The organism is Candidatus Latescibacterota bacterium (genome assembly GCA_019038625.1).
In the GTDB taxonomy this organism is placed as follows: Bacteria; Krumholzibacteriota; Krumholzibacteriia; order Krumholzibacteriales; family Krumholzibacteriaceae; genus JAGLYV01.
The window spans coordinates 1-19674 of record JAHOYU010000085.1 but is presented as its reverse complement, the minus strand read 5'-3'; the positions used below and the strand labels follow the sequence as shown (position 1 = coordinate 19674).

The 19674-nt window shown below is 53.0% G+C and carries 14 protein-coding genes; 10 read left to right on the top strand and 4 right to left on the bottom strand.

Annotated elements, in window-relative coordinates; translation table 11 throughout:
• Window positions 1-5: 5 nt before the first annotated feature.
• A complete protein-coding gene (locus tag KOO63_06640; protein MBU8921478.1) occupies window positions 6-554 on the top strand; it encodes a hypothetical protein in 549 nt (182 codons plus the stop codon).
• 23 nt (window positions 555-577) lie between these two features.
• Here KOO63_06640 and KOO63_06635 read toward each other — a convergent pair whose 3' ends face one another.
• Genes KOO63_06635 through KOO63_06625 form a run of 3 tightly spaced genes read right to left on the bottom strand, consistent with a single transcriptional unit; the run spans window position 578 to window position 4393 of the window.
• Window positions 578-1825 (bottom strand): ABC transporter permease, encoded by a 1248-nt coding sequence (locus KOO63_06635; GenBank protein ID MBU8921477.1) that lies wholly within the window; start codon window positions 1823-1825, stop codon window positions 578-580.
• Between the two features lie 44 nt (window positions 1826-1869).
• Window positions 1870-3108 carry an ABC transporter permease gene (locus tag KOO63_06630; GenBank protein MBU8921476.1) on the bottom strand — a complete coding sequence of 413 codons (1239 nt, stop codon included), beginning with the start codon at window positions 3106-3108 and terminating at the stop codon, window positions 1870-1872.
• Window positions 3109-3121: 13 nt separating this feature from the next.
• Window positions 3122-4393, bottom strand: a complete 1272-nt coding sequence (locus KOO63_06625) for an efflux RND transporter periplasmic adaptor subunit (protein MBU8921475.1) — start codon at window positions 4391-4393, stop codon at window positions 3122-3124.
• Window positions 4394-4721: 328 nt separating this feature from the next.
• Between KOO63_06625 and KOO63_06620 the strand changes: the two genes are divergently transcribed.
• The 5 genes from KOO63_06620 to leuD all read left to right on the top strand — a co-directional run bounded on the left by KOO63_06620 (window position 4722) and on the right by leuD (window position 10235).
• On the top strand, window positions 4722-5906 hold the full coding sequence (locus tag KOO63_06620) for a hypothetical protein (GenBank protein ID MBU8921474.1): 1185 nt from the start codon (window positions 4722-4724) through the stop codon (window positions 5904-5906).
• Window positions 5907-5997: 91 nt separating this feature from the next.
• Window positions 5998-6573: an HD domain-containing protein gene (locus KOO63_06615; GenBank protein ID MBU8921473.1), complete on the top strand. Its 576-nt coding sequence runs from the start codon at window positions 5998-6000 to the stop codon at window positions 6571-6573.
• 40 nt (window positions 6574-6613) lie between these two features.
• A complete protein-coding gene (locus KOO63_06610) occupies window positions 6614-8452 on the top strand; it encodes a 3-isopropylmalate dehydratase large subunit (protein MBU8921472.1) in 1839 nt (612 codons plus the stop codon).
• Window positions 8453-8490: 38 nt separating this feature from the next.
• A complete protein-coding gene (locus KOO63_06605) occupies window positions 8491-9753 on the top strand; it encodes a 3-isopropylmalate dehydratase large subunit (protein ID MBU8921471.1) in 1263 nt (420 codons plus the stop codon).
• A gap of 2 nt (window positions 9754-9755) precedes the next feature.
• The gene (gene leuD / locus KOO63_06600) at window positions 9756-10235 is read left to right on the top strand and encodes a 3-isopropylmalate dehydratase small subunit (GenBank protein ID MBU8921470.1); all 480 of its coding nucleotides are present in this window, start codon (window positions 9756-9758) and stop codon (window positions 10233-10235) included.
• Between the two features lie 98 nt (window positions 10236-10333).
• On the opposite strand, the gene KOO63_06595 is transcribed toward leuD, so the two are convergent.
• Entirely contained in the window at window positions 10334-12982 is a 2649-nt protein-coding gene (locus KOO63_06595; GenBank protein ID MBU8921469.1) for a M6 family metalloprotease domain-containing protein, read from the bottom strand.
• Between the two features lie 306 nt (window positions 12983-13288).
• Between KOO63_06595 and KOO63_06590 the strand changes: the two genes are divergently transcribed.
• The 4 genes from KOO63_06590 (at window position 13289) to KOO63_06575 (ending at window position 19374) form a co-directional block, all read left to right on the top strand.
• The gene (locus KOO63_06590; GenBank protein ID MBU8921468.1) at window positions 13289-14314 is read left to right on the top strand and encodes a hypothetical protein; all 1026 of its coding nucleotides are present in this window, start codon (window positions 13289-13291) and stop codon (window positions 14312-14314) included.
• A gap of 311 nt (window positions 14315-14625) precedes the next feature.
• Window positions 14626-16173, top strand: coding sequence for a hypothetical protein (locus tag KOO63_06585; GenBank protein ID MBU8921467.1), 1548 nt, complete (start codon window positions 14626-14628; stop codon window positions 16171-16173).
• 52 nt (window positions 16174-16225) lie between these two features.
• Window positions 16226-17959, top strand: a complete 1734-nt coding sequence (locus KOO63_06580) for a HAMP domain-containing histidine kinase (protein ID MBU8921466.1) — start codon at window positions 16226-16228, stop codon at window positions 17957-17959.
• A complete protein-coding gene (locus KOO63_06575) occupies window positions 17956-19374 on the top strand; it encodes a sigma-54 dependent transcriptional regulator (GenBank protein ID MBU8921465.1) in 1419 nt (472 codons plus the stop codon). The genes KOO63_06580 and KOO63_06575 overlap by 4 nt, the downstream gene beginning before the upstream one ends.
• Window positions 19375-19674 lie beyond the last annotated feature (300 nt).

The window sequence follows — 19674 nt, the reverse complement described above, 5'->3', positions numbered from 1 at the left end:
AGGGTGTGGGAGCGATCTATTTCTATTATCCCATGAGCGGCCAGTCGGTGGATGTTTTCAATTGCCTCTTCACGGGAAACGATGCTGTGACCGGGTATGGTGGCGCGATAATGTTCAACAAAGTCTCTCCCAACGTGACGAATTGTACATTTGCAGGAAACGATGCCTCCACTGGAGGTGGAATCTATATATACACCGATGAGGTTCCTGTCCTCACGAACTGTATTCTCTGGGGTAACACTACTACGAGCGGCAGTGCCCAGATACACGAGGCAGGCAGTGGTGTGCCTGTCATCCAGAACTGTTGTATCGACCAGGCAGAGTACGAGGGGATAGGTAACAGTATCCGCCTCGATCCGCTCTGGACCGCGGGGCCTCTCGGGGATTGCTACCTGTCGCATGTTGGCAGCGGGCAGCTCGTGACGAGTCCCTGCGTGGACACCGGGGCCGATCAGGCGAGCCTGTTTTACCTGGATCTGCTCACGACAAGGACAGACAATGTGACCGATTCCGGGATTGTCGATATGGGATTTCACCATCCTGTGACAGATTAGTTCGATACTGAGTAGAATGAATCTTACTCGTAATGCAGCGCTTCGATAGGGTCGAGCTTGGAAGCCCTGAAGGCGGGCCAGAATCCAAAGGTCAGGCCGACGCCGGTGCAGAAGGCCAGCCCTATGAAGGTCCACTCAAGGGGAACGTGTGCGGAAAAGTCGGTGACAAGGCTGATGATGTTTCCGAGGCCGAAGCCGACGATGACTCCGATAATCCCACCCAGATTACACAGGATGATCGCCTCAAGGAGGAACTGGGCCAGGATGTTTTTCCTCTTCGCGCCGAGAGCCTTCCTGATACCGATCTCCCGTGTGCGCTCTGTGACCGATACGAGCATGATGTTCATGATGCCGATTCCCGCTACGATCAGCGCGACTATTCCGATAACGAAAGAACCCATTTTGATGCCGCGCGTCATCTCGTTGAATGTATTGATATTGCTGTCGTTGGTGAAGATCGTAAAGTCGTCTTCTTCGTGGGGTTTCAGTCCGCGTTCCTTTCGCATTACTATCCTGACCTCGTCGATAGCCTGCTGAAGCATCTCAGGAGTCTTTGCGCGGACAGTGATATTTACCGATCGGATATCTCCGTTCGGCCGGCGAAGACCGTAGTTCTTTACAAACCTCGAAGAAGGTATGATAAGATACTGGTTGAATCGTCCACCGACCGCCGAACTCTTGTCCTCGAGAACGCCTATCACCTTGAATTTTCTACTATCGATCTTGATCGTCTGGTTTAACGGATCGGTCCAGGGGAAGAGTTCGGCCGCGACACCGTGTCCGAGGAGGACAACGCTTCTGCCTATTTTTACATCCTCGTGGCTGATATTTCTGCCGTTCAGCACGAAATGTGTGTTGTTGGTCGTGTACTCCGGTGTTCCCCCGCAGATCATCAGGTTGTTGTTTGTCTTTATATCTTTATATGATGCGACGTGGTTATATCCCCAGATCTCCGCGCCGACCAGGTCGACGCTTTTTACATTCTCCCTGATGGCATCGGCGTGTTCCACAGTTGTCGGCCTGCGTGCCCGGATCTTTCTCATTTCTTCTTCGCTGATCGCGCCACCGGCGGCCTGTTTCTGTACCTGGAACGTCTGTGTGCCGAGAACGCTGATCTCCCTCTCGATCGAGGTCTGGATCACAGAGATGCCTGTCATCACCGCTATGATAGAAGAGATTCCTGCGATGATCCCGACCATCGTGAGGAAGGACCTCATCTTGTGAGTCGTGATCGCCGCGATCGCCATTTTTAGAGCTTCGAGAACAAACATCTCAGCCTTTCATATCGAACTCATGGGCCCATGAAGGGCCAGAGTTACTCGTACATCAGCGCTTCGATCGGGTTGAGGCGCGAAGCCTTCATAGCAGGCATAAGCCCCGACACGATACCTACAATAAACGATACCAGGATCGCCGCAAGGATCACCGGCAGATTGACCGCTGCCGGCATCAGGAACCTGTTTATCAGGGCGGCCACACCGTAAGAGATGGCGAGGCCGATCACTCCACCTGTCAGGCAGATGTAACAGGACTCAAGAAGGAACTCGGTGAGGATCACTCTGCGACGCGCTCCTATAGCTTTTCTTATTCCTATCTCCCGCGTACGCTCGGTGACAGATACGAGCATGATGTTCATTACGCCTATTCCGCCTACGAAGAGAGAGAAGCCGGTAATGATGAATCCGACAAGGAACACCACTCCCATCACATTGTTGTATGCGTCCATCATGGAGTCCATCGAGTTGATCGAGAAATCGTCTTCTTCGGTAGGAGAGAGCTTGCGGATTTTTCGCATCTCACCTATAAGCTCGAATTTGAATTCTTCCATCTGTTCCTGGCTCGGGGCCTTTACCGCTATTTCGAACGATCTGTTTCTTGCTCCGTACGCCTTGATAAAGCTGGTGACCGGTATTGAGATTCTTCTGTCGAAATTCGGGCCACCAAAGAACCCTCCGCTGCCGAGTTTTTCCATGACTCCGATCACGCGGAACTTGTATTGGCCCACCTTGATATCCTTGTTCAGCGGGTCCGCTTCCCCGAAGAGAAGGTCACGGATCTCGCTTCCGATGACGCATACGAAACGCCGATTATTGATGTCGCTCGGGGTGAAGAACCTTCCGACGTCGGGGACACCATTGGCCACCAGGAGCTGCCTGTCGGTCGTACCGATAATATTGACGTTTTCCAGGACCTCTGACCGGAATTTCACATTTCTGGCAGTACCCGTTCCCGGGCTGATAGCCTTCGTGTCTTTCAGCCTGCTGGAAAGTTGCCCTGATGTCTCATAATCGATCCTGGGTCTGTTGCGGTACCTGAAGAAATCACCGGTGACGATCCATGGTATTCTCGAGATGTAGAGGACATCCGATCCTATGACGGAAAGGCTCTCCTGCCAGTTATTGGAAAGTCCCGTCGATACTGTCATCGTAGTCGCGACCGCCATGATACCTATGACGATGCCGAGTGTCGTGAGGATCGCACGGCTCCTGTTGGCGCTGAGAGCTCTGGCCGCGATGCCAAACGATTCCTTTAAGCTGCGGAGGAAGATTTTCATATATATACCCGGATCACTCCTCTTCCTTTTTCTCTTCTGCTATGACATCCAGGTCGTTTTTCAGGGTCTGGCTGATGGCCCGGTAGTTGCCTGTGACTATCATGTCGCCCTCGCTGATGCCGGAGAGGATCTCGATATGTGTCTCACTCTGGATTCCTGTCACGACCTGAATGGCAGTCGCCACTCCATCCTTCACTACCCAGACGACCGTTACAAATCCATCCTTGTCGGCTTCATATTCGTTTTCAGGCAGGCTGTCTGCTACCGCATCGCCTGGCGCCACAGGGATGTGTCTTTTCAACTGCTCAGGCGTCCTCACGGTGACACATTGAAGGGGAACAGCGAGAGTGCTATTGCGGGTCTCTATTACTATATCGGTGCTGGCCGTCATCCCGGGCCTGAGCTGGGTTGCGGCGTCGATGATCGAAAGTTTGACTTCGAACTCGGTCTTCTGGTCTGTCGTGCCGGATCTGCTGATATTTGCGCTGCTTGCGATCTCGCGTACGACACCGCGGAAGACCCTGTCGGGCAGTGCGTCGATCTCTATCGAGGAACTGTCACCCATGCTGACATTTACGATGTCGTTTTCGTCGATGTTCACGAGGGCCTCCATCTCGGAGAGATTGGAGACGATCATGATGACATCTTCCTGAAACTGGGATCCGAGGGCTATCTCTCCGACTTCCTTGTTGAGAGTAGAGATAGTACCCGCCATCGGCGCGTAGATCGTAGTCTTGGAAAGGTTGTCCCTGGCCTGCTTGACGGTCGCGAGTGATTGTGCGACCAGTTCCTGCATGGACTGATGTCTGGCCTTTTCCACCTGGACAGCCGTGAAGGCCTGGTCGTAACTGGCACGCGATTCGAGGTTCTGTTCAACGAGACTGCTTGTGCGTTCGTAGTCTTTTTCTACCTTAAGCAGGGTTTCTTTCGCCAGATTAGCGTTGGCCTTTACCGATCGGAGACTGGCCTCGGCCTGTTCGAGCGCGGCAGAGTATCGTTCCTGATCGAGGCGAACAAGCAAGTCACCTTTTTCGACCCAGTCGCCTTCCTTGATGCCGAGGTGAGTGATCTTGCCCGCGACATCTGCGCTGATCTTCACCTGTGTCCTCGGCTCGATCCTGCCGGTGGCTGTGACTGTCTCTACCAGATCGTGCAGGCTGGTGACCTGAGTCTCCACACTCAGCTTTTCCCCGCCGTTCTTTCTGCCGACAGCGACAACGACAAGGACGGAAATGACGACCAGCGCCGAAACGATCAGAATCCACTTTTTCTTCTTAGAGGCCATTTTCTGCTGCTCCCTTTTCTTGAAACCCGGTGCGATAGCTTTTACATATGTGTTACATCCGTTTACTTTTGCTTATTCATATCTTTTATACGCCGACCGGAGTGAAGATGTTGCAGATAATCTAGATGTCGTTCATTTTTTGCTTCATAACTGCCCGAAAATCGTGTGATGAAAAAATCTTATATTTCCCCAAAAAAACCTTCCAATAAATTTGCATCCGCCTTCCATTTAGTGTATAGGTTGATTTATGTAGCGAGGTTTTGTCCCTTTCATTGGCGCCTTGGCCAGGACCGACAGAAGGCGCTGAAAACAAAGGAGTTAGGCAGCTATGAGCAAGAGAACCATCGTCACGATGCCCGGTGACGGAATCGGCAAGGTCGTACTTCCGGCCACGCTGCGGGTTTTGGACAAGGTCGGGTTCGAGGCCGACTACGTTCATGCGGACATCGGATGGGAATTCTGGTGCAAGGAAGGGAATCCGCTTCCCGACCGGACTATTGATCTTCTGGCCGAACACAAGATCGGTCTCTTCGGGGCGATAACCTCGAAGCCCAAGGCCGAAGCTGCCAGGGAACTCGACCCGTCCCTTCTGGACAAGGGATTTGTTTACTACAGCCCCATTGTGGCGATGAGACAGAAATTCAATCTTGATATTTGTATACGTCCCTGCAGGTCGTTCGCGAACAATCCGCTGAACTTTATCCGCAGGGGGCCCGGTGACACGATCGAGGAACCGATGGTAGACACCGTTATTTTCAGGCAGAATACCGAGGGCCTGTATGGCGGCGTAGAGTGGACAAATCCTCCGCAGAATGTTCTCGATGCACTTCATTCGCATCCGAAATTCAAGAATTTTGCTGATGTCCCTCCCGCGGAACTCGCCGTCTCCACGCGTATCTTCACGCAGAATGCCTGCGACCGTATCGTTGGAGGGGCTTTCGAGTACGCAAAGAAATTCGGTTATAAATCGGTGACGATCTGTGAGAAACCGAACGTCATCAGAGAGACTTCCGGAATGATGCTGGCGACCGGGTACAGGATACAGAAGGACTATCCCGGCATCGAGGTCTGGAACACGAATATCGACGCGCAGATGATGTGGTTGACCAAGAATCCCGAAGATTATGGTGTGATAGTAGCCGGCAACATGTTCGGTGACATCGTGTCCGACGGGTTTGCCGGACTGGTCGGCGGCCTTGGATTTGCGTGCAGCGCCAACATCGGTGAGGAAGTCGCAGTGTTCGAACCGACTCACGGCTCAGCTCCAAAATATGAACACCTTGATCCTTCCATCGTCAACCCGATCGCGATGGTCCTGTCTGCCTGCATGATGCTTGACCATATAGGTGAGACAGAAAAGGCGGAGAAGATCCGCAAAGCGATCGCCGAGGTCGTAAAAGAAGGAAAGACCCGGTCGTACGACATGCTCAAACTTCGCGGCGGGCCTGACGCCCTGAACCAGGGTGCGGTCGACACCGATAAGATGGCCGATGCGATCATCGAAAAGCTTTGATCTGACGAGATAGCTGGATGTAATCGAAGTGGATCACGCGGATTCCCGCGTGGTCCACTGTGTATCGTAACCTTCGAGCGAGGAGCGTGAGATGATCAGCGCAAAGGACGTAGAAGGCCTCTTCTCGGCCCAGCTGGAGAAGATCGGCGCCGAAGCACTCAGAAAACAGGTTGTCGATATCTGGGTCGCAGGGTGCGAAAAGGGCGGCTGGAAGAGTGTCGACGAACTCAAACAGATCCCGTTCACCCTTCTGACCGACACAAAGAGTGTAAACTTCATAGAGCATACGATAGCGGTCACCGATGGCGCGGTTGCCCTTGGGAAAGCCCAGAAGGAAGCATACGCGGGGATGCCGTATGAGATAGACATGGACCGTCTCGTGGCTGGCGGCCTTCTCCATGATGTCGGCAAGCTTATGGAGATCGAGAAGGACGGAGAGGGCGGTTACCGGAAAAGTCATAGCGGAAAATGTGCGAGACACCCGATATCGGGCGCTCTGCTGGCGGCCGAGTTCGGGGCGGATGAAGAACTCCTCAACACGATCATCTGCCACGCCAAGGAAGGCGACGGCAGGCCCCAGGTCGTAGAGACGGTGCTTATCCACCAGGCTGATTTTGCGACATTCAATCCACTGGTCATGCTGAGCAAGGGACACCTGATCCAGTAGATCTGTCAAAGTATTCTGAATCTTGTTCTGGCAGACTGTCATGAAAGGCCGGATAAAAAGAAAGGTACGGTTGATCGTGGGAAAGACGATAATCGAAAAAATAATCGGTTCTCACGCGGGACGCGAAGTGTCCCCCGGAGAGATAGTCGATATCACGATAGATGCCAGGGTGGCCCGTGATTTCGGCGGAGCGAATGTGGCCAAGAATATCAGGGACAACGGTCTCGGTATAGACGACGCCACGAAGACGGCCTTCACGTTCGACTGCAATCCCGGCGGCTCGGACCAGAAATACGCCACAAACCAGCAGATATGCCGTGATTTTGCCCGGGAGCATTCGATAGACATCTACGATATAGACGCTGGTATAGGTACTCATATTGCCATCGACAAGGGGCTTGCCGTACCGGGGTCGACATTCATTTCGACCGATTCGCACGCCAACATCCTTGGAGCGATCGGGGCATTCGGCCAGGGGATGGGAGACGTAGATATTGCCTACGCATTTGCCCATGGCAAGGTCTGGTTCAAGGTGCCGCCGACCATGAAGATCGTCCTGAATGGAACACCCTCGCCGCAGGCAGTTCCGAAAGATATGGTCCTCGCGATGCTGAAGCAGCTCGGAGCCAACGGGTTGCTCGGTTTTGCCGCCGAAGTATATGGTGACGCTGTCGATCGACTGGACCTCGCGGGCAGGATAACGATGGCCTCGATGGCGACTGAGATGGGTGGGATAATTGCTCTTTTCCCACCGAACCAGGAAGTTATCGATTATACCTCGAAGGCCAGTGGTACGAAGACCGAGGCTGTCACCGCCGATCCCGATGCGGTATACGACAAGTCGATCGAGATCGACATCGATGGACTTCTGCCCCAGATGGCCAGGCCAGGTCATCCCGAGGATGTGATCGGCGCTGCAGAGGCGGCCGGCAGGAAGATCGGTTCGGCATTTATCGGTTCATGCACCAATGGCAGGTTTGAGGATATGAAGGCCGCCGCTGATGTGCTCAAAGGCAGAAAAGTGGCGCCCGGTGTCATTCTCAAGATCGTCCCAAGTACCGATGAGGTCTGGCGCAGATGCCTTGATGAAGGGATCATCGAGATATTCAAGGATGCCGGAGTCCTCCTGGGTAATGCAGGCTGCGCGGGTTGTGCAGCGGGACAGATAGGTCAGAATGGACCTGGAGAAGTCACTGTCAGTACGGGTAATCGAAATTTCGCGGGCAAGCAGGGAAAGGGAGAAGTCTATCTTGCCTCTCCCGCAGTCGTAGCCGCGTCTGCTGTGGCCGGTGTAATAGCCCTGCCCGATGCTCTGCCGGAACAGCCAGTGGTCTTTGAGACGGGGATCGCTTCGTCCTCCGCTCCACCTGCCGAAAAAGAAGTCGAGACGGACGAGAGACCGGTCAGGTTCAAGGGCAGGGTATGGGTGATCGGCCAGGACAACATCGATACCGATATGATATATCACAACCGGTACCTGACGATCACCGATATTAAGGAGATGGGTCAGTATACCTTCGATAATCTCAGCGGTTGGGAAGATTTCGCGAAAAAGGCGGAGCCTGGTGATATAGTGGTGACCGGAAAGAATTTTGGAGCCGGTTCGTCACGTCAGCAGGCTGTCGACTGTTTCAAGAGTCTCGGTGTCCTGATGGTGATCGCGGAGTCGTTCGGCGCCATCTATGAACGCAACGCGATCAACAAGGGATTTCCGATAGTCGCGGCCGACCTGATCTCGAAAGGGCTGGAGAGCGGCCAGGAGATAGAAGTCGATCTGGAAAAGCAGACGATAGCGCTGCCTTCAGGCGTGGAGGTAAAAGGAGGTTTTTCCGAAGTTCAGATGAACATCTATCTAAAGGGAGGCCTTCTCCATAAATAGGAATGGTTCTTTATTAATCCGGAGGTAATGAACGGATCATGGGAAAGACATTCGTAGAAAAGGTGCTGGCGGCAAAGTCGGGTAATGAAGAAGTAGTTGCGGGCCAGATCGTTATGATCAAGCCTGAACATCTTCTGACTCACGACAACACGGCTGCCATAGTGGGCAAGATAGGTGATGACCTGAAGGAGTATGGGGTCGCCCGTCCGGACATGCCGGTGATAATACTGGATCATGTCGTGCCTGCGACAAATGAGAAGACCGCTACAAATCACAAGTCGATCAGGGAATTTGTAGCCACCTACGACATTCCTAATTTCTTCGATGCGGGCCGGGGCATCTGCCACCAGGTCCTTCTCGAGGAGGGATTTGCCAAGCCGGGGACGATAATCGTAGGCAGCGATTCCCACACATGTTCGTATGGCGCTGTCGGCGTATTCTCCACAGGCATTGACCGGACCGAGGCGGCAGCACTGCTGCTGAGGGGCGAGACCTGGCTGAAGGTGCCGGACACCATAAAGATCACCTTGACGGGTGAACTGAAGGCGCCTGTTTCGGCGAAGGACCTTGTCCTGACGATTATCGGGGATATTGGCGCGGACGGTGCCAGTTACCAGGCTGTGGAATTTCACGGGAACATTGCGTCGCTTTCGATCGAGGACCGGTTCACTATCGCCAACATGGGTGTGGAGATGGGAGCGAAAGTAGCGGTATTTCCCGTAGACGAAAAGACCGAAGCTTATCTCGGATCGATCGGTGTGGAAAAGGGCAGCTATCAGTCTTATGAGGCCGATGAAGATGCGCAGTACATCCAGGAGCTGACCTATGATATGGGTAGTGTCGTGCCGGTTGTGGCCCAGCCTCACACGGTAGACAACGTCAAGCCTGTGTCTGAGGTGAAGGGCGTCGAGTTCGATCAGTTCTTCATCGGTACCTGCACGAACGGTCGATTAGGCGACCTCAGGGCAGCTGCTGATTTCCTCGATGGAAAGAAGATAGCCGAAGGGACGAGGCTGCTTGTCCTTCCCGCTTCGAAGAGTATCTTCGAGGCCGCGCTGGAGGAGGGGATAATCTCAACGCTGTCAAAAGCCGGGGCAATGATCCTGCCTCCCGGCTGCGGGCCGTGCCTGGGGGCTCACCAGGGATGCCTGGCTCCGGGGGAGAAGTGTCTGAGTACCGCGAACAGGAATTTCAAGGGGCGGATGGGATGCAAGGATGCCGAGATCTTCCTGGCCAGCCCCGAGACAGTCGCCGCTTCGGCGCTGAGTGGAAAGCTCGTAGATCCGTGCGAGGAGGTATGACGATGAAAGTATGGAAATACGGTGACGATATAAACACCGATATGCTCTTTCCCGGCAAGTACACCTATTCATGCAGTACTGCTGAAGAGATCAAGCCGCATCTGCTCGAGGACCTCGATACGGAGTTCGCCGGAAATGTCGCGGAGGGCGACATGCTTTTTGCAGGCAAGAACTTCGGATGTGGTTCCTCCCGCGAGCAGCCCGTTCTGGGGCTGAAGGCGGTCGGCATAAAGGCGATAGTCGCGAAGAGCTATGCCCGGATATTCTATCGCGCGGCGATCAATCAGGGTCTGCTCCTGATTGAATGTCCCGAAGCGGTGGATGCCTTCGAGCCCGGGAGCGAGGTCAGTATGGAAATGGAGAAGGGACAGATCACAATCGGTGAAAAGGCCTTTACATTTCCCAAGCTGCCACCCGAGATCCTGGAGATCAGGGACGCTGGTGGGCTGCTGGCCTACACGAGGAACAAGCTGAAGGGGTAATGAGTGCGGTCATAGTGTGATTGCGTTGCGCCTTCCAGCTGAGCTGGTTTGAAAAAAGGGCCAGTCCTTGCGGGCTGGCCCTTTTCTTTCTCAGGTCTCTATCGCATCAGAACGAGTTTCTTCACGGCCCTGTATTCAGACCCCGCCTGGAGCTGATAGAAATATACTCCGGATGCGACGTTTGTTCCGCGTTCGTTCTTTCCGTCCCACCGTACGCTGTGACTTCTCGCCGGCATGTACTCGTTTACCAGAGTCCTGATCAGTCTTCCCTGTACATCGTAGATCTTCAGGGAGACCTGCTGGTCCGAAGCGATATCGAAGGCTATCGTCGTTATCGGGTTGAAGGGGTTTGGCACGTTCTGGCTCAGAGCGAACTCCCCTGGTACGTCCGGGATCTCACTGTCGGTGACAGTCGTGTCTATCACCTGGAATGCCCCCGCAAGGACGACTGTCTGACCATCGGGGTTTTCTACGACGAAATCGTAGTATCCGGATGAGGCGCCCGCCAGGTCGATCGTACCCGTGAGCTTTGCGTGGCCGACCCATTCGACGCTCGAAGCGGGGATGTCCGGGTCGGATCCGTTACTGAGATAGAACGACGCGCCGTAGTTGATCCCTCCACCGAGGATATCATCGATAGAAAATTCTCCGCCGTCTGTATATCCCGAATCGGGAAGTACAGATGTCAATGTCGGCGCGAACCAGCCCCCCTTCATCGTGGCTGTCATCGGGTTGCCGGACAAACCGATCATAGTGACCTCGACGTTCGTCGGGTTACCATTGTTATTGTAGCTGTTCGGTGTCGTCGAGCTGCCGAAAGAAGTGTTTGAAGAAGATCCTGGATAGATGTCACCGGCATCGCCGCGATTTGTGTTGTCCATCAGGTGCTCCAACCCGTCAGCTTCCTCGAGTGTTACCATGTGAGGCTGGTCGTCCGAGTCGCCGCCGGTGTTTCCCGAGATATTATTATCGACATGCCAGATAGCCAGGCCGCTGCCGTGGACATAGGCATCGAATCCCATCGCCTGGCGGTTTTCGATCAGGAAGAACTCTCTCGGATTGCTGCTGTCGACATGCCATCCGTCTTCGTAACTCTCAAAATCAGCCGAGTAACTCTCGCCGCCTCCCGTGAGGCTCACATTATCGAATGTGAAGGCGCCACAGGTAGTGTTGTAACTGCCATCGGCGTCCGACCAGCCCGAATCGGATGTAAATCTGAATTTTATTTCGTAGCTCGATGCGCCGCTGCCGCTGAGGTGCGGTGTCAGGTCGATGCTTTCGGTGCCGCTGCCTGGCCCATCGTATGCTTGAAGTTCGTATTCAATGCTGTTGACTACTATAGATACGATAGTTTCATCGTATCCAGGTTCAGAGTGGTGGACGAAATCGTAGGAGAGATTCACCGATCCGGAACCGTTATAGGAGAATTCTCTCGATACAAGCTCGTCCCAGGAGTTCCCGTAGCCGGCGCCGCCAGGCCATCCTCTCGATGTTGCCTCGGCAGAAGTCAGTCCGCAATGCATTGCGTAGCTGCCTCCGATAGCACAGTCAGTGAGGCGTCTCCAGTTCTCTTCCATGACGTTCAGCCTGTATCCCTCGTCATTGTTGAATTCGATATTGTAGATGTCGTACGCCGTGGCGAACGGACCTACCTCTACAGGCAGGATCCATCCCAGTTCACTTTTCGACCAGGCGCACATATGAGCGGGGCTTTCAGGTTCGTTCCAGCTTCCCGAGCCCATCAATCCCCAATGGCCTACTCCCGCCGAGCCGCCGTTAGTGTCGTACAGGTCGGGCAATCCGAAGGCGTGGCCGAACTCGTGGCAGTACACGCCTATCTCTATCATCGATCCGCCGCAGGACAGTGCGGGCTGAATGGTATAGTCGTATATTCTGATCACGCCGCCGCCGCTGCGCGCGTCATTGGTGGCATAGGGGGCGCTGAATTCGGGCCAGCCGGTGACCACCCAGCGGTGAGACCAGAGATTCGTGGTCCCGCACTCTCCGCCGATCTCGGCATGGACGAAAGAGACAAAGTCGACATAGCCGTCATCATCACCCGAGTTGGGGATACCGTCCGGGCCGTCGTTGTCATACTGAGCGAAGTTGACAGAGGCGTCCCAGTTGTTCAGGGTCTCGAGGATCAACTGGCCGACCTTCGAGTCTCCGCCCAGGCCGTTTTCCGTGCCCTCGTAGAATGTGTCATAGTCGGACAGCTCGAACCAGTCGTAGACTGTGCCGTCCAGGTTGAAATTGCCATAGGATATCTCGGAGAAGAATTCCGACATCGTGCCTGTGGGCCAGGGTCCGTCGAAAAGTTCGGTCTGCAGGTTGGAGTTCGGATATGGATCCGCTCCCGTGTTCGTAAATTTGACCATGAAAATGGGTACCGATGTATTTCCTGCCACGGCTGTCTCGACAGGCCTGCTGGAGAGGAATGAGCGAAGGTCGTTCTGACTCTCCGAAATCACAAGGCCAGTCAGTCCCGATAATCTTGCCTTTTCCAGTTTATAGTAATATTCACGGATCAGTTCTCTTCTGTTTTTCGAGGCCCTTTCGGCCTTCTGTATCCAGGCTTTCTGAAACTGGAAAGCGGTCTTGTCCTGGCGGATCCTCTCGTAATATGCCTTCGGATAGTCATTCCCATCTTTCGGGGGGTATATCTGCGACTCCGAAATGGTCGGGACTAGAAGGATGCCTGAAATGATACTGAACATAACAGCTGAAACAACAAGGTGTTTGAACATCTACTCTCTCCTCCGGATGCGGTGGGCTTTTGTCGGGACGGACAACATTCCTTACCATTATAACACACGATGCAAGCGTCGGTGGATAGTTTCGGAGTTGGCGGTGAGATACTATGTCATCCTTGCTCTCTCGCGAACCATTCCACTTCAATAATAAATATAAAAATATAATGACTTTGTCAAGTGGCCAAGAGGCAAGTCAGCCTAACGGCTTGACATCTGGAGGGCCGGTCATTACAATCCGTCCATTGGGAAAGAACAGTAAAATCACATAAATGGATCAGTTAATCAAGGAAGGTGATAGGTTTGAAAAAATCAGTATATTCTATGGTCTTGTTTTCCCTGATAATCGCGGTTGTTTTTTCCTGCCCGGATTCTGTCAGTGCAGATATCTGGGAAGGTGTCAAAGTCATAAGTATATCTGGATGGGAATTGCTCAATGTCTCGATTGAATATACTGAAGGTGATGATCACCTGATCGTCCATAAAGAGGATGGTACCCAGAAACAGTTCCCTTTATCAGATATTCAGCAGATCTTTGATGATAAAGGAAATGATATTACTGCTTCAGTCATTCAAAAGGATTCATCTCCCCAGGATCAGCCGGATCCTCAGGATCAACCAGATCGAGAGAAAGCCAGTCCGAAGATAGAGTTCGACGAGCCTGCCAAGCCTGCTAAAAACATTAGTTTTGATGAAAAACGAGAGATCAGTAGCGGTTTTTATAAACAGAATGGAAGCTCCGACAAAAAGAACACAAATTCCGCAAAAAGAACGGTGAATCTGCATTTCGGGATACATGATCTGGGTGGCAGTGATTGTAATGGACTGACGTTTTATGGGGACTATTCAACGGGGACTGTTTATCTTGTCCCGAATTTTAAAAGAGGTGAACTGTTTGGAATATACACCGATCTTACCGAAGATTGGTACGGAGTCGATTTAGGTTATTCGAGGGCCACAAATGAGTTTACATGGTTGGGAGCAGATTGGGGGGAAGCGATCACTCATATGGTCAGTATGAACGGAAGGGCATATGCCTTTCCCAGGGAAAAAGTGAGGCCATTTGCTCTTTTAGGTATGTTCTTTAATTATATGGTGATCGAGGACGGGGAGATAAAGGCAGATAGTTTGGATGACTCGAGCTTGAATACAGTCGGGTTTAATCTGGGCGCGGGAGTCGAGTTCAATATTAAAAACAGGGTGAAGATCACTGCCGAATTTTACTGGCATGGATCATATTATTCGAGTATTTCAGGAGTAGAGCTTGATGAAGGATTCCTCCTGAATGGTACGGATTTTATTATTACATTCGGCCCTTATTTTATGTAAACGGCTTGAATAATTCAGTACGATAATTCTTCCGGTTTCAGGATATTCCTGTTCAGGCAATTTGAATATCCTGAAAGATCGAGTTGTGTCCGACCATTTTTTTTTGGAGGGCATCCCCCTTTATCAGTAAATACCTGCCAGCATCACCGGGGCCCCTTACTATTACCACCTCATGATGTAACGGCTTGACACCCATTTCATTATACTAATATTATGAAGCAGCAGAGCAGCAATCGAGTGGGTGGACAAGGGTGCCGGCCCGGTTTTTGATATTCGGACGGGACGCAGGCGAGAAGGGGGCATTATTTCTGGTGTTCATTTCTTCTGATAAGATTTATAGATTCAGGCATCTTTTTTTTACAGCAAAAGATCTTTCGGCCGCATTCTTTCTGATAGTCCTCATGTCTATTTCATGTACCGGCAGAAAAGGTGGCATTCCTGTCGCTGAAGATATTTCCGATTGTGTCGTCATTCCCCGAACGAGAAATCCCGTTGATACAGTGTTGATAGGCCTTCCCGATCCAATGAATCTGAAGGCGGCTCCATTTTACAGGACACTTAGCGAGCGCATCGTCTTCAGCCATCTGTACGAGACCCTCATAACCATCGATTGTTCCGGGAAAGTCCGGGGCGTCCTGGCCGTTTCGTGGAAGAGTATGGACGGGGGAAAAATATGGAGATTCAAATTGAAACGCGGGATCACCTTCGTGGATGGGTCCCGTGTGAAAGCGGAAGATATCGCTTCTTCCTGGTCGAGACCATCGATGGAGCGTTTTCTGGACACTGCCATGATCGATTCGGTCACCTCGACAGGTGATCGTTCCGTCCTGATGCATTTCAGCCAGCCGCGCAGGATGTTCCCGGGATTTCTGGCACTGCCGCCGTTCTCAGTCGTAAAGCGTTCGGAGCGTTCCCTGTGGCCGGCAGGCACTGGGCCCTACATGCTTCTCGTGCCCGGGCTTTCGTCTATGAACGAGATATTGGACCGGGAGGAACTTGCGCGCGGAAGTGATATTGAAGATGGTGAACTGGTCGCTGTGCCGATTCGTGACGATGGGCTCCCCGTAATTCGATTCATCCATACTGAGGCGAATGACGGTCGGGATCTTCTCGACAGAGGTGTAGACCTGATCCTCACCGAGGATCCGGATGTGATCGATTATGCATCGAGGCAGGATGGCCTGGCGGATATTCCTCTTCCCTGGGAATCGGTCTATCTTCTCCTCTCGACTTCACGGGTCAACAGGCTTCGCTGGGGAGAAGTAAGCGGAAGTCTATCGATGGATTTCTGTGAAAAACTGGCGAGAGATGCTGTAAGCGTCGACTCGAGAGGAAGAAGGGCAGAATACTGGTGGGATCGGGCTGAAGAATGTGGAGATCTCTCTGGAATCGTAAAATGGCCACCTCTGGCATTGAAAGGGGCCGATAGTTCTGCAGAGAGCCTGAAGATCGTTTATCTGTCCGGGCAGAAGACCGCGAGGGAACTATCCGAGAGGCTGGTGGCGCTTATATCGCCGGCGACCGACCGCAGGCCGATAGGCCCGGAACTGGAGGATGCGCTTCCCGGTCTGGAAGGCAAGGTGCGTATAATGGCGGAAGGAGCTCGTAGGCTCGAGTTCAACCGACGTATCGGCAATGGTGACGATTTCGCATATATTATCAGTCTGCCTTTGAGTTCGGTGGACCCCTGCTATCAGTCGCGAATGATCATAGGAAATGTCAAATGGCTGTCAGGCCTCGATAGCGGATTGTCAGATGCGATCCTGCCTCTTTTGGAGACCAGGCCGCACATTATACTCAGGTCGGGAAAGATGAATCTGGAGATCAGCCGTTCCGGGATTATCCGGGTGGTCGATTGAACGGGAAGATCCCGGCCGGATAAAGGGCGGGACAGATGGAGATGTAAGTAAGATGAATTTCAGGGCCAGACTTTTTTTCATATTCCTCATATCCGTTCTTGTGCCTGTGGTGATCCTGGGCTGGCTGATCCGTGGCGAGATGACAGGAAGAATAACTGAACAGTATCGCGGTCGTGTCGAATCACTCATGGAAGTCATAGCGGGAGACCTCGATTCCCGGGGCGCGTCGATCGCCAGGTCGATCGAGACTCTCGGGGAGGGGATGACCGACGATAACAGGTTCAGGCGCGTATTGACCGACAGGCAGGGCGATGACAGGAGATACCTGCTCGATTATGCGGGCAGGGCGATGAAGATGTCGGGGCTTTCGATGCTCCAGATACAGGATCAGTCGGGACGTATCATCAGTTCGGGACATTTCCGAAACGAGTATGACCGTATCGACGAGGCCCTGACAGAGCTTTTGAGTGTGGTGCCAGGTCAGATGGCGATCGTCGAAGTGAGAGCGCCCGACGAGCCATTCATGGTGTTGACGAGGATGGAATCCCTGTCGATAGGCGGGAAGAAATTTACGATCGTGGGTGGTGTGAAAGTGGATGAGGCATTCCTCGGACGACTGGCGACAGCAGATGATCTGATGGTCAGACTGGTCTGCCCCCGGGGTGTGTTTTCCGTGTCCGGCGAAACGATCAGGCAAGATACTACAGAGACAGGGGATTCTGGAGGAGCAATCGTCAGGGAGATGGGAATACCTTTCATAGACCTGGCACGTTCAGGTCCCGGGACTGCGTTTTTCAGGGCGAGTCATTCGATGGCGAAACTGGACGATCTGAAGGTCGGCATCGACAAATGGTTTCTCCTTATACTTGTCGTGACAGGAATGCTGTCTCTGATTCTCGTAAGCTGGCTGTCGACCATGATCAGCAGACCTCTGATCGATCTTGCCGACAGGACAGCCGGACTGGATCTGGACAGGCTCGATGTTGAGTTCGACGTAGGGCGCGGCGATGAGATAGGGACGCTTTCTCGTGTGCTGGGTGAGATGACGGCACGGCTGCGCTCCAGCGCCGTCAGGATCAGGGACGCCGAACGTCGCGCCACTCTGGGCGAACTTGCCCGGCAGGTGAATCATGATATCAAGAACGGACTGACCCCTATAAGAAATGTCTTCAGGCATCTCGAAGAAGTGGCGGGAAATGAACCTGCCAGACTCCCGGAGGTGTTTGAAGAGAGAAGCGGAACGGTCGATTCGAGTATCGGCTATCTCGAAAAACTGGCGTCCAACTATGCCCGGCTCTCTCCAGCCGTGGCGAAGACGGATGTGGACCTCGATGATATTATCACTCGCGTGCTGGCTGACTACAGGGTCGCAGGCAACGTGGAACTGGTTGAAGATCTATGCGGCGAGGCGTTCGTTCATGGCGATCCACTCTCCCTGCGGAGGATAGTGGAGAATCTCGCAGGCAACGCTATTGGCAGCCTGGGGCCGGAGGGTGGAACAGTGACGGTACATACCGGTATAAATGACGATGATGGAGCCGATCCGTCCATAATCCTCCGGGTGAGCGACACGGGCTGCGGAATAAGCGAGGAGAAGATGGATATGGTATTCGAGGATTTCTATACGACCAGGGAACTCGGGACCGGCCTGGGCCTTTCGATAGTGAGGCGTCTGGTAATGGACCTCGACGGATCGATAGAAGTCAGCAGCGAGGAAGGTAGAGGAAGCGTGTTCAGCATCGAGATGCCGGCGAGGTGCCGGCCCGGGGAAGGAAAGGAAATATGATCCTGGTACTCGTGGTCGATGATATTCCCGCAATGGCGGAGCAGTATGCCTACGACCTGAAGAGGCTCGGAGGATTCGATACGATGGCAGCTACGGGAGGGAGCGAAGCTCTGGACATCATGGGGCGGGAGCCGGTCGATTGTGTGATTCTCGATCTCGAGATGCCCGGAGTGACCGGGTTCGATGTTCTCGGAAAGATGCGGGAGATGGAAATGACTATTCCGGTGATCGTTTATACCGGAACTGGAAATTACGACAGGTGCGTCCAGGCGATGAGACTTGGAGCTTACAGTTTCATAGACAAGGCCGAAGCGATGGAGAGAGTGGTGTGGGAGATCGAGAAGGGGCTGGAGCACGCGAAACTCGAAAGAGAAGTCAGTCAGCTCAGGCACGAACAGACTCCCGGGACCACAATGTTTGGTGCCAGTCAGGCGATGGCTTCGCTTCGCTCACGGATAGAGAAAGTGGCCACCATTCCAAGTGCAGTGCTTATCACCGGAGAGAGTGGAACGGGAAAGGAACTGGTCGCAAAGTATATCCACGATATGGGAGTGGGGGGGGAAAAGCCGTTTGTAGCGGTAAACAGCGCTGCGTTTCCCGAGAATCTGATCGAGAGTGAATTGTTCGGGCACGAACGGGGAGCGTTCACCGGGGCGAACAAGGTGCATCGAGGTGCCTTTGAGAGAGCCGCCGGAGGCACGTTGTTCCTGGATGAGATCGGCGAACTGCCGATGCCGGCTCAGGCGAAACTGCTGCGTGTGCTGGAACAGCGCCAGGTGACTCGAATAGGCGGCGAAAGGACGATAGCTGTGGACGCGAAGGTGGTCACCGCCACGAACCGCGATCTGGAAGTCGAAGTGGAAGCGGGTCGTTTCAGGCAGGATCTGTATTTTCGTTTGAATGTGCACATTTTGAATGTGCCTCCTCTTCGCGAGAGGCTGTCCGACATTCCGGAACTGACAGGTTTTTTCGTCAGGTCGACCTGTGCCCGGTTCGGGCGGCGAGAGATGAAGGTAGCTCCTGAAGTAATTGAATCGCTTATGGATCATGAGTGGAAGAGAAACAATGTCCGCGAACTGAAAAATATCATCGAACGGATGGTGATAGCATCGGATGGTGATTCGATCGAGATCGAGCATATTCCAGCAGAAGTGTTGCATGGCGGCCTGTCCGGAAGTCATGCGGCAAGCGATGCCGGGATAGCATCCGTCGGTAGTCCGGCAGAAGGTCCTGCCGGAAGGGGTGCGGCAAGGGCCTCTTTCCAGGAATTGAAAGCGGAAGCCGAGCGAAGGATACTTGTCACTGCACTTGAGCGGAACGAATGGCATATCAGCAATACTGCGCGGGAACTGGGTCTTTCCGACCACTCCAGTCTTCTGAAGATCATGAAGCGGCATGGGTTGAAGAAGAAGTAATAGATATCGCCGGGATGAATCAACTTCTATTCTGTATTATTGATGTCTTTATTGTCGAGGTCTGGATTATCAATGTCGGCAATATCGATGGCTGCATTATCGCTACTACATTGCCAACTCTACATTCTGTTCCCAATCGTTCCCTTTTCGAACATTCCCCATTCGAACATTCTCTACCCAATCATCTCATCTTCGAATGTTCCTCACTAAATCATTCCTTATTCGAACATCCCCTCTTTAAATGCCCATCTATTTTCTTTTTCCCAAAGTCTTTGACAGCCTTGTGCTGATTGTGACGTC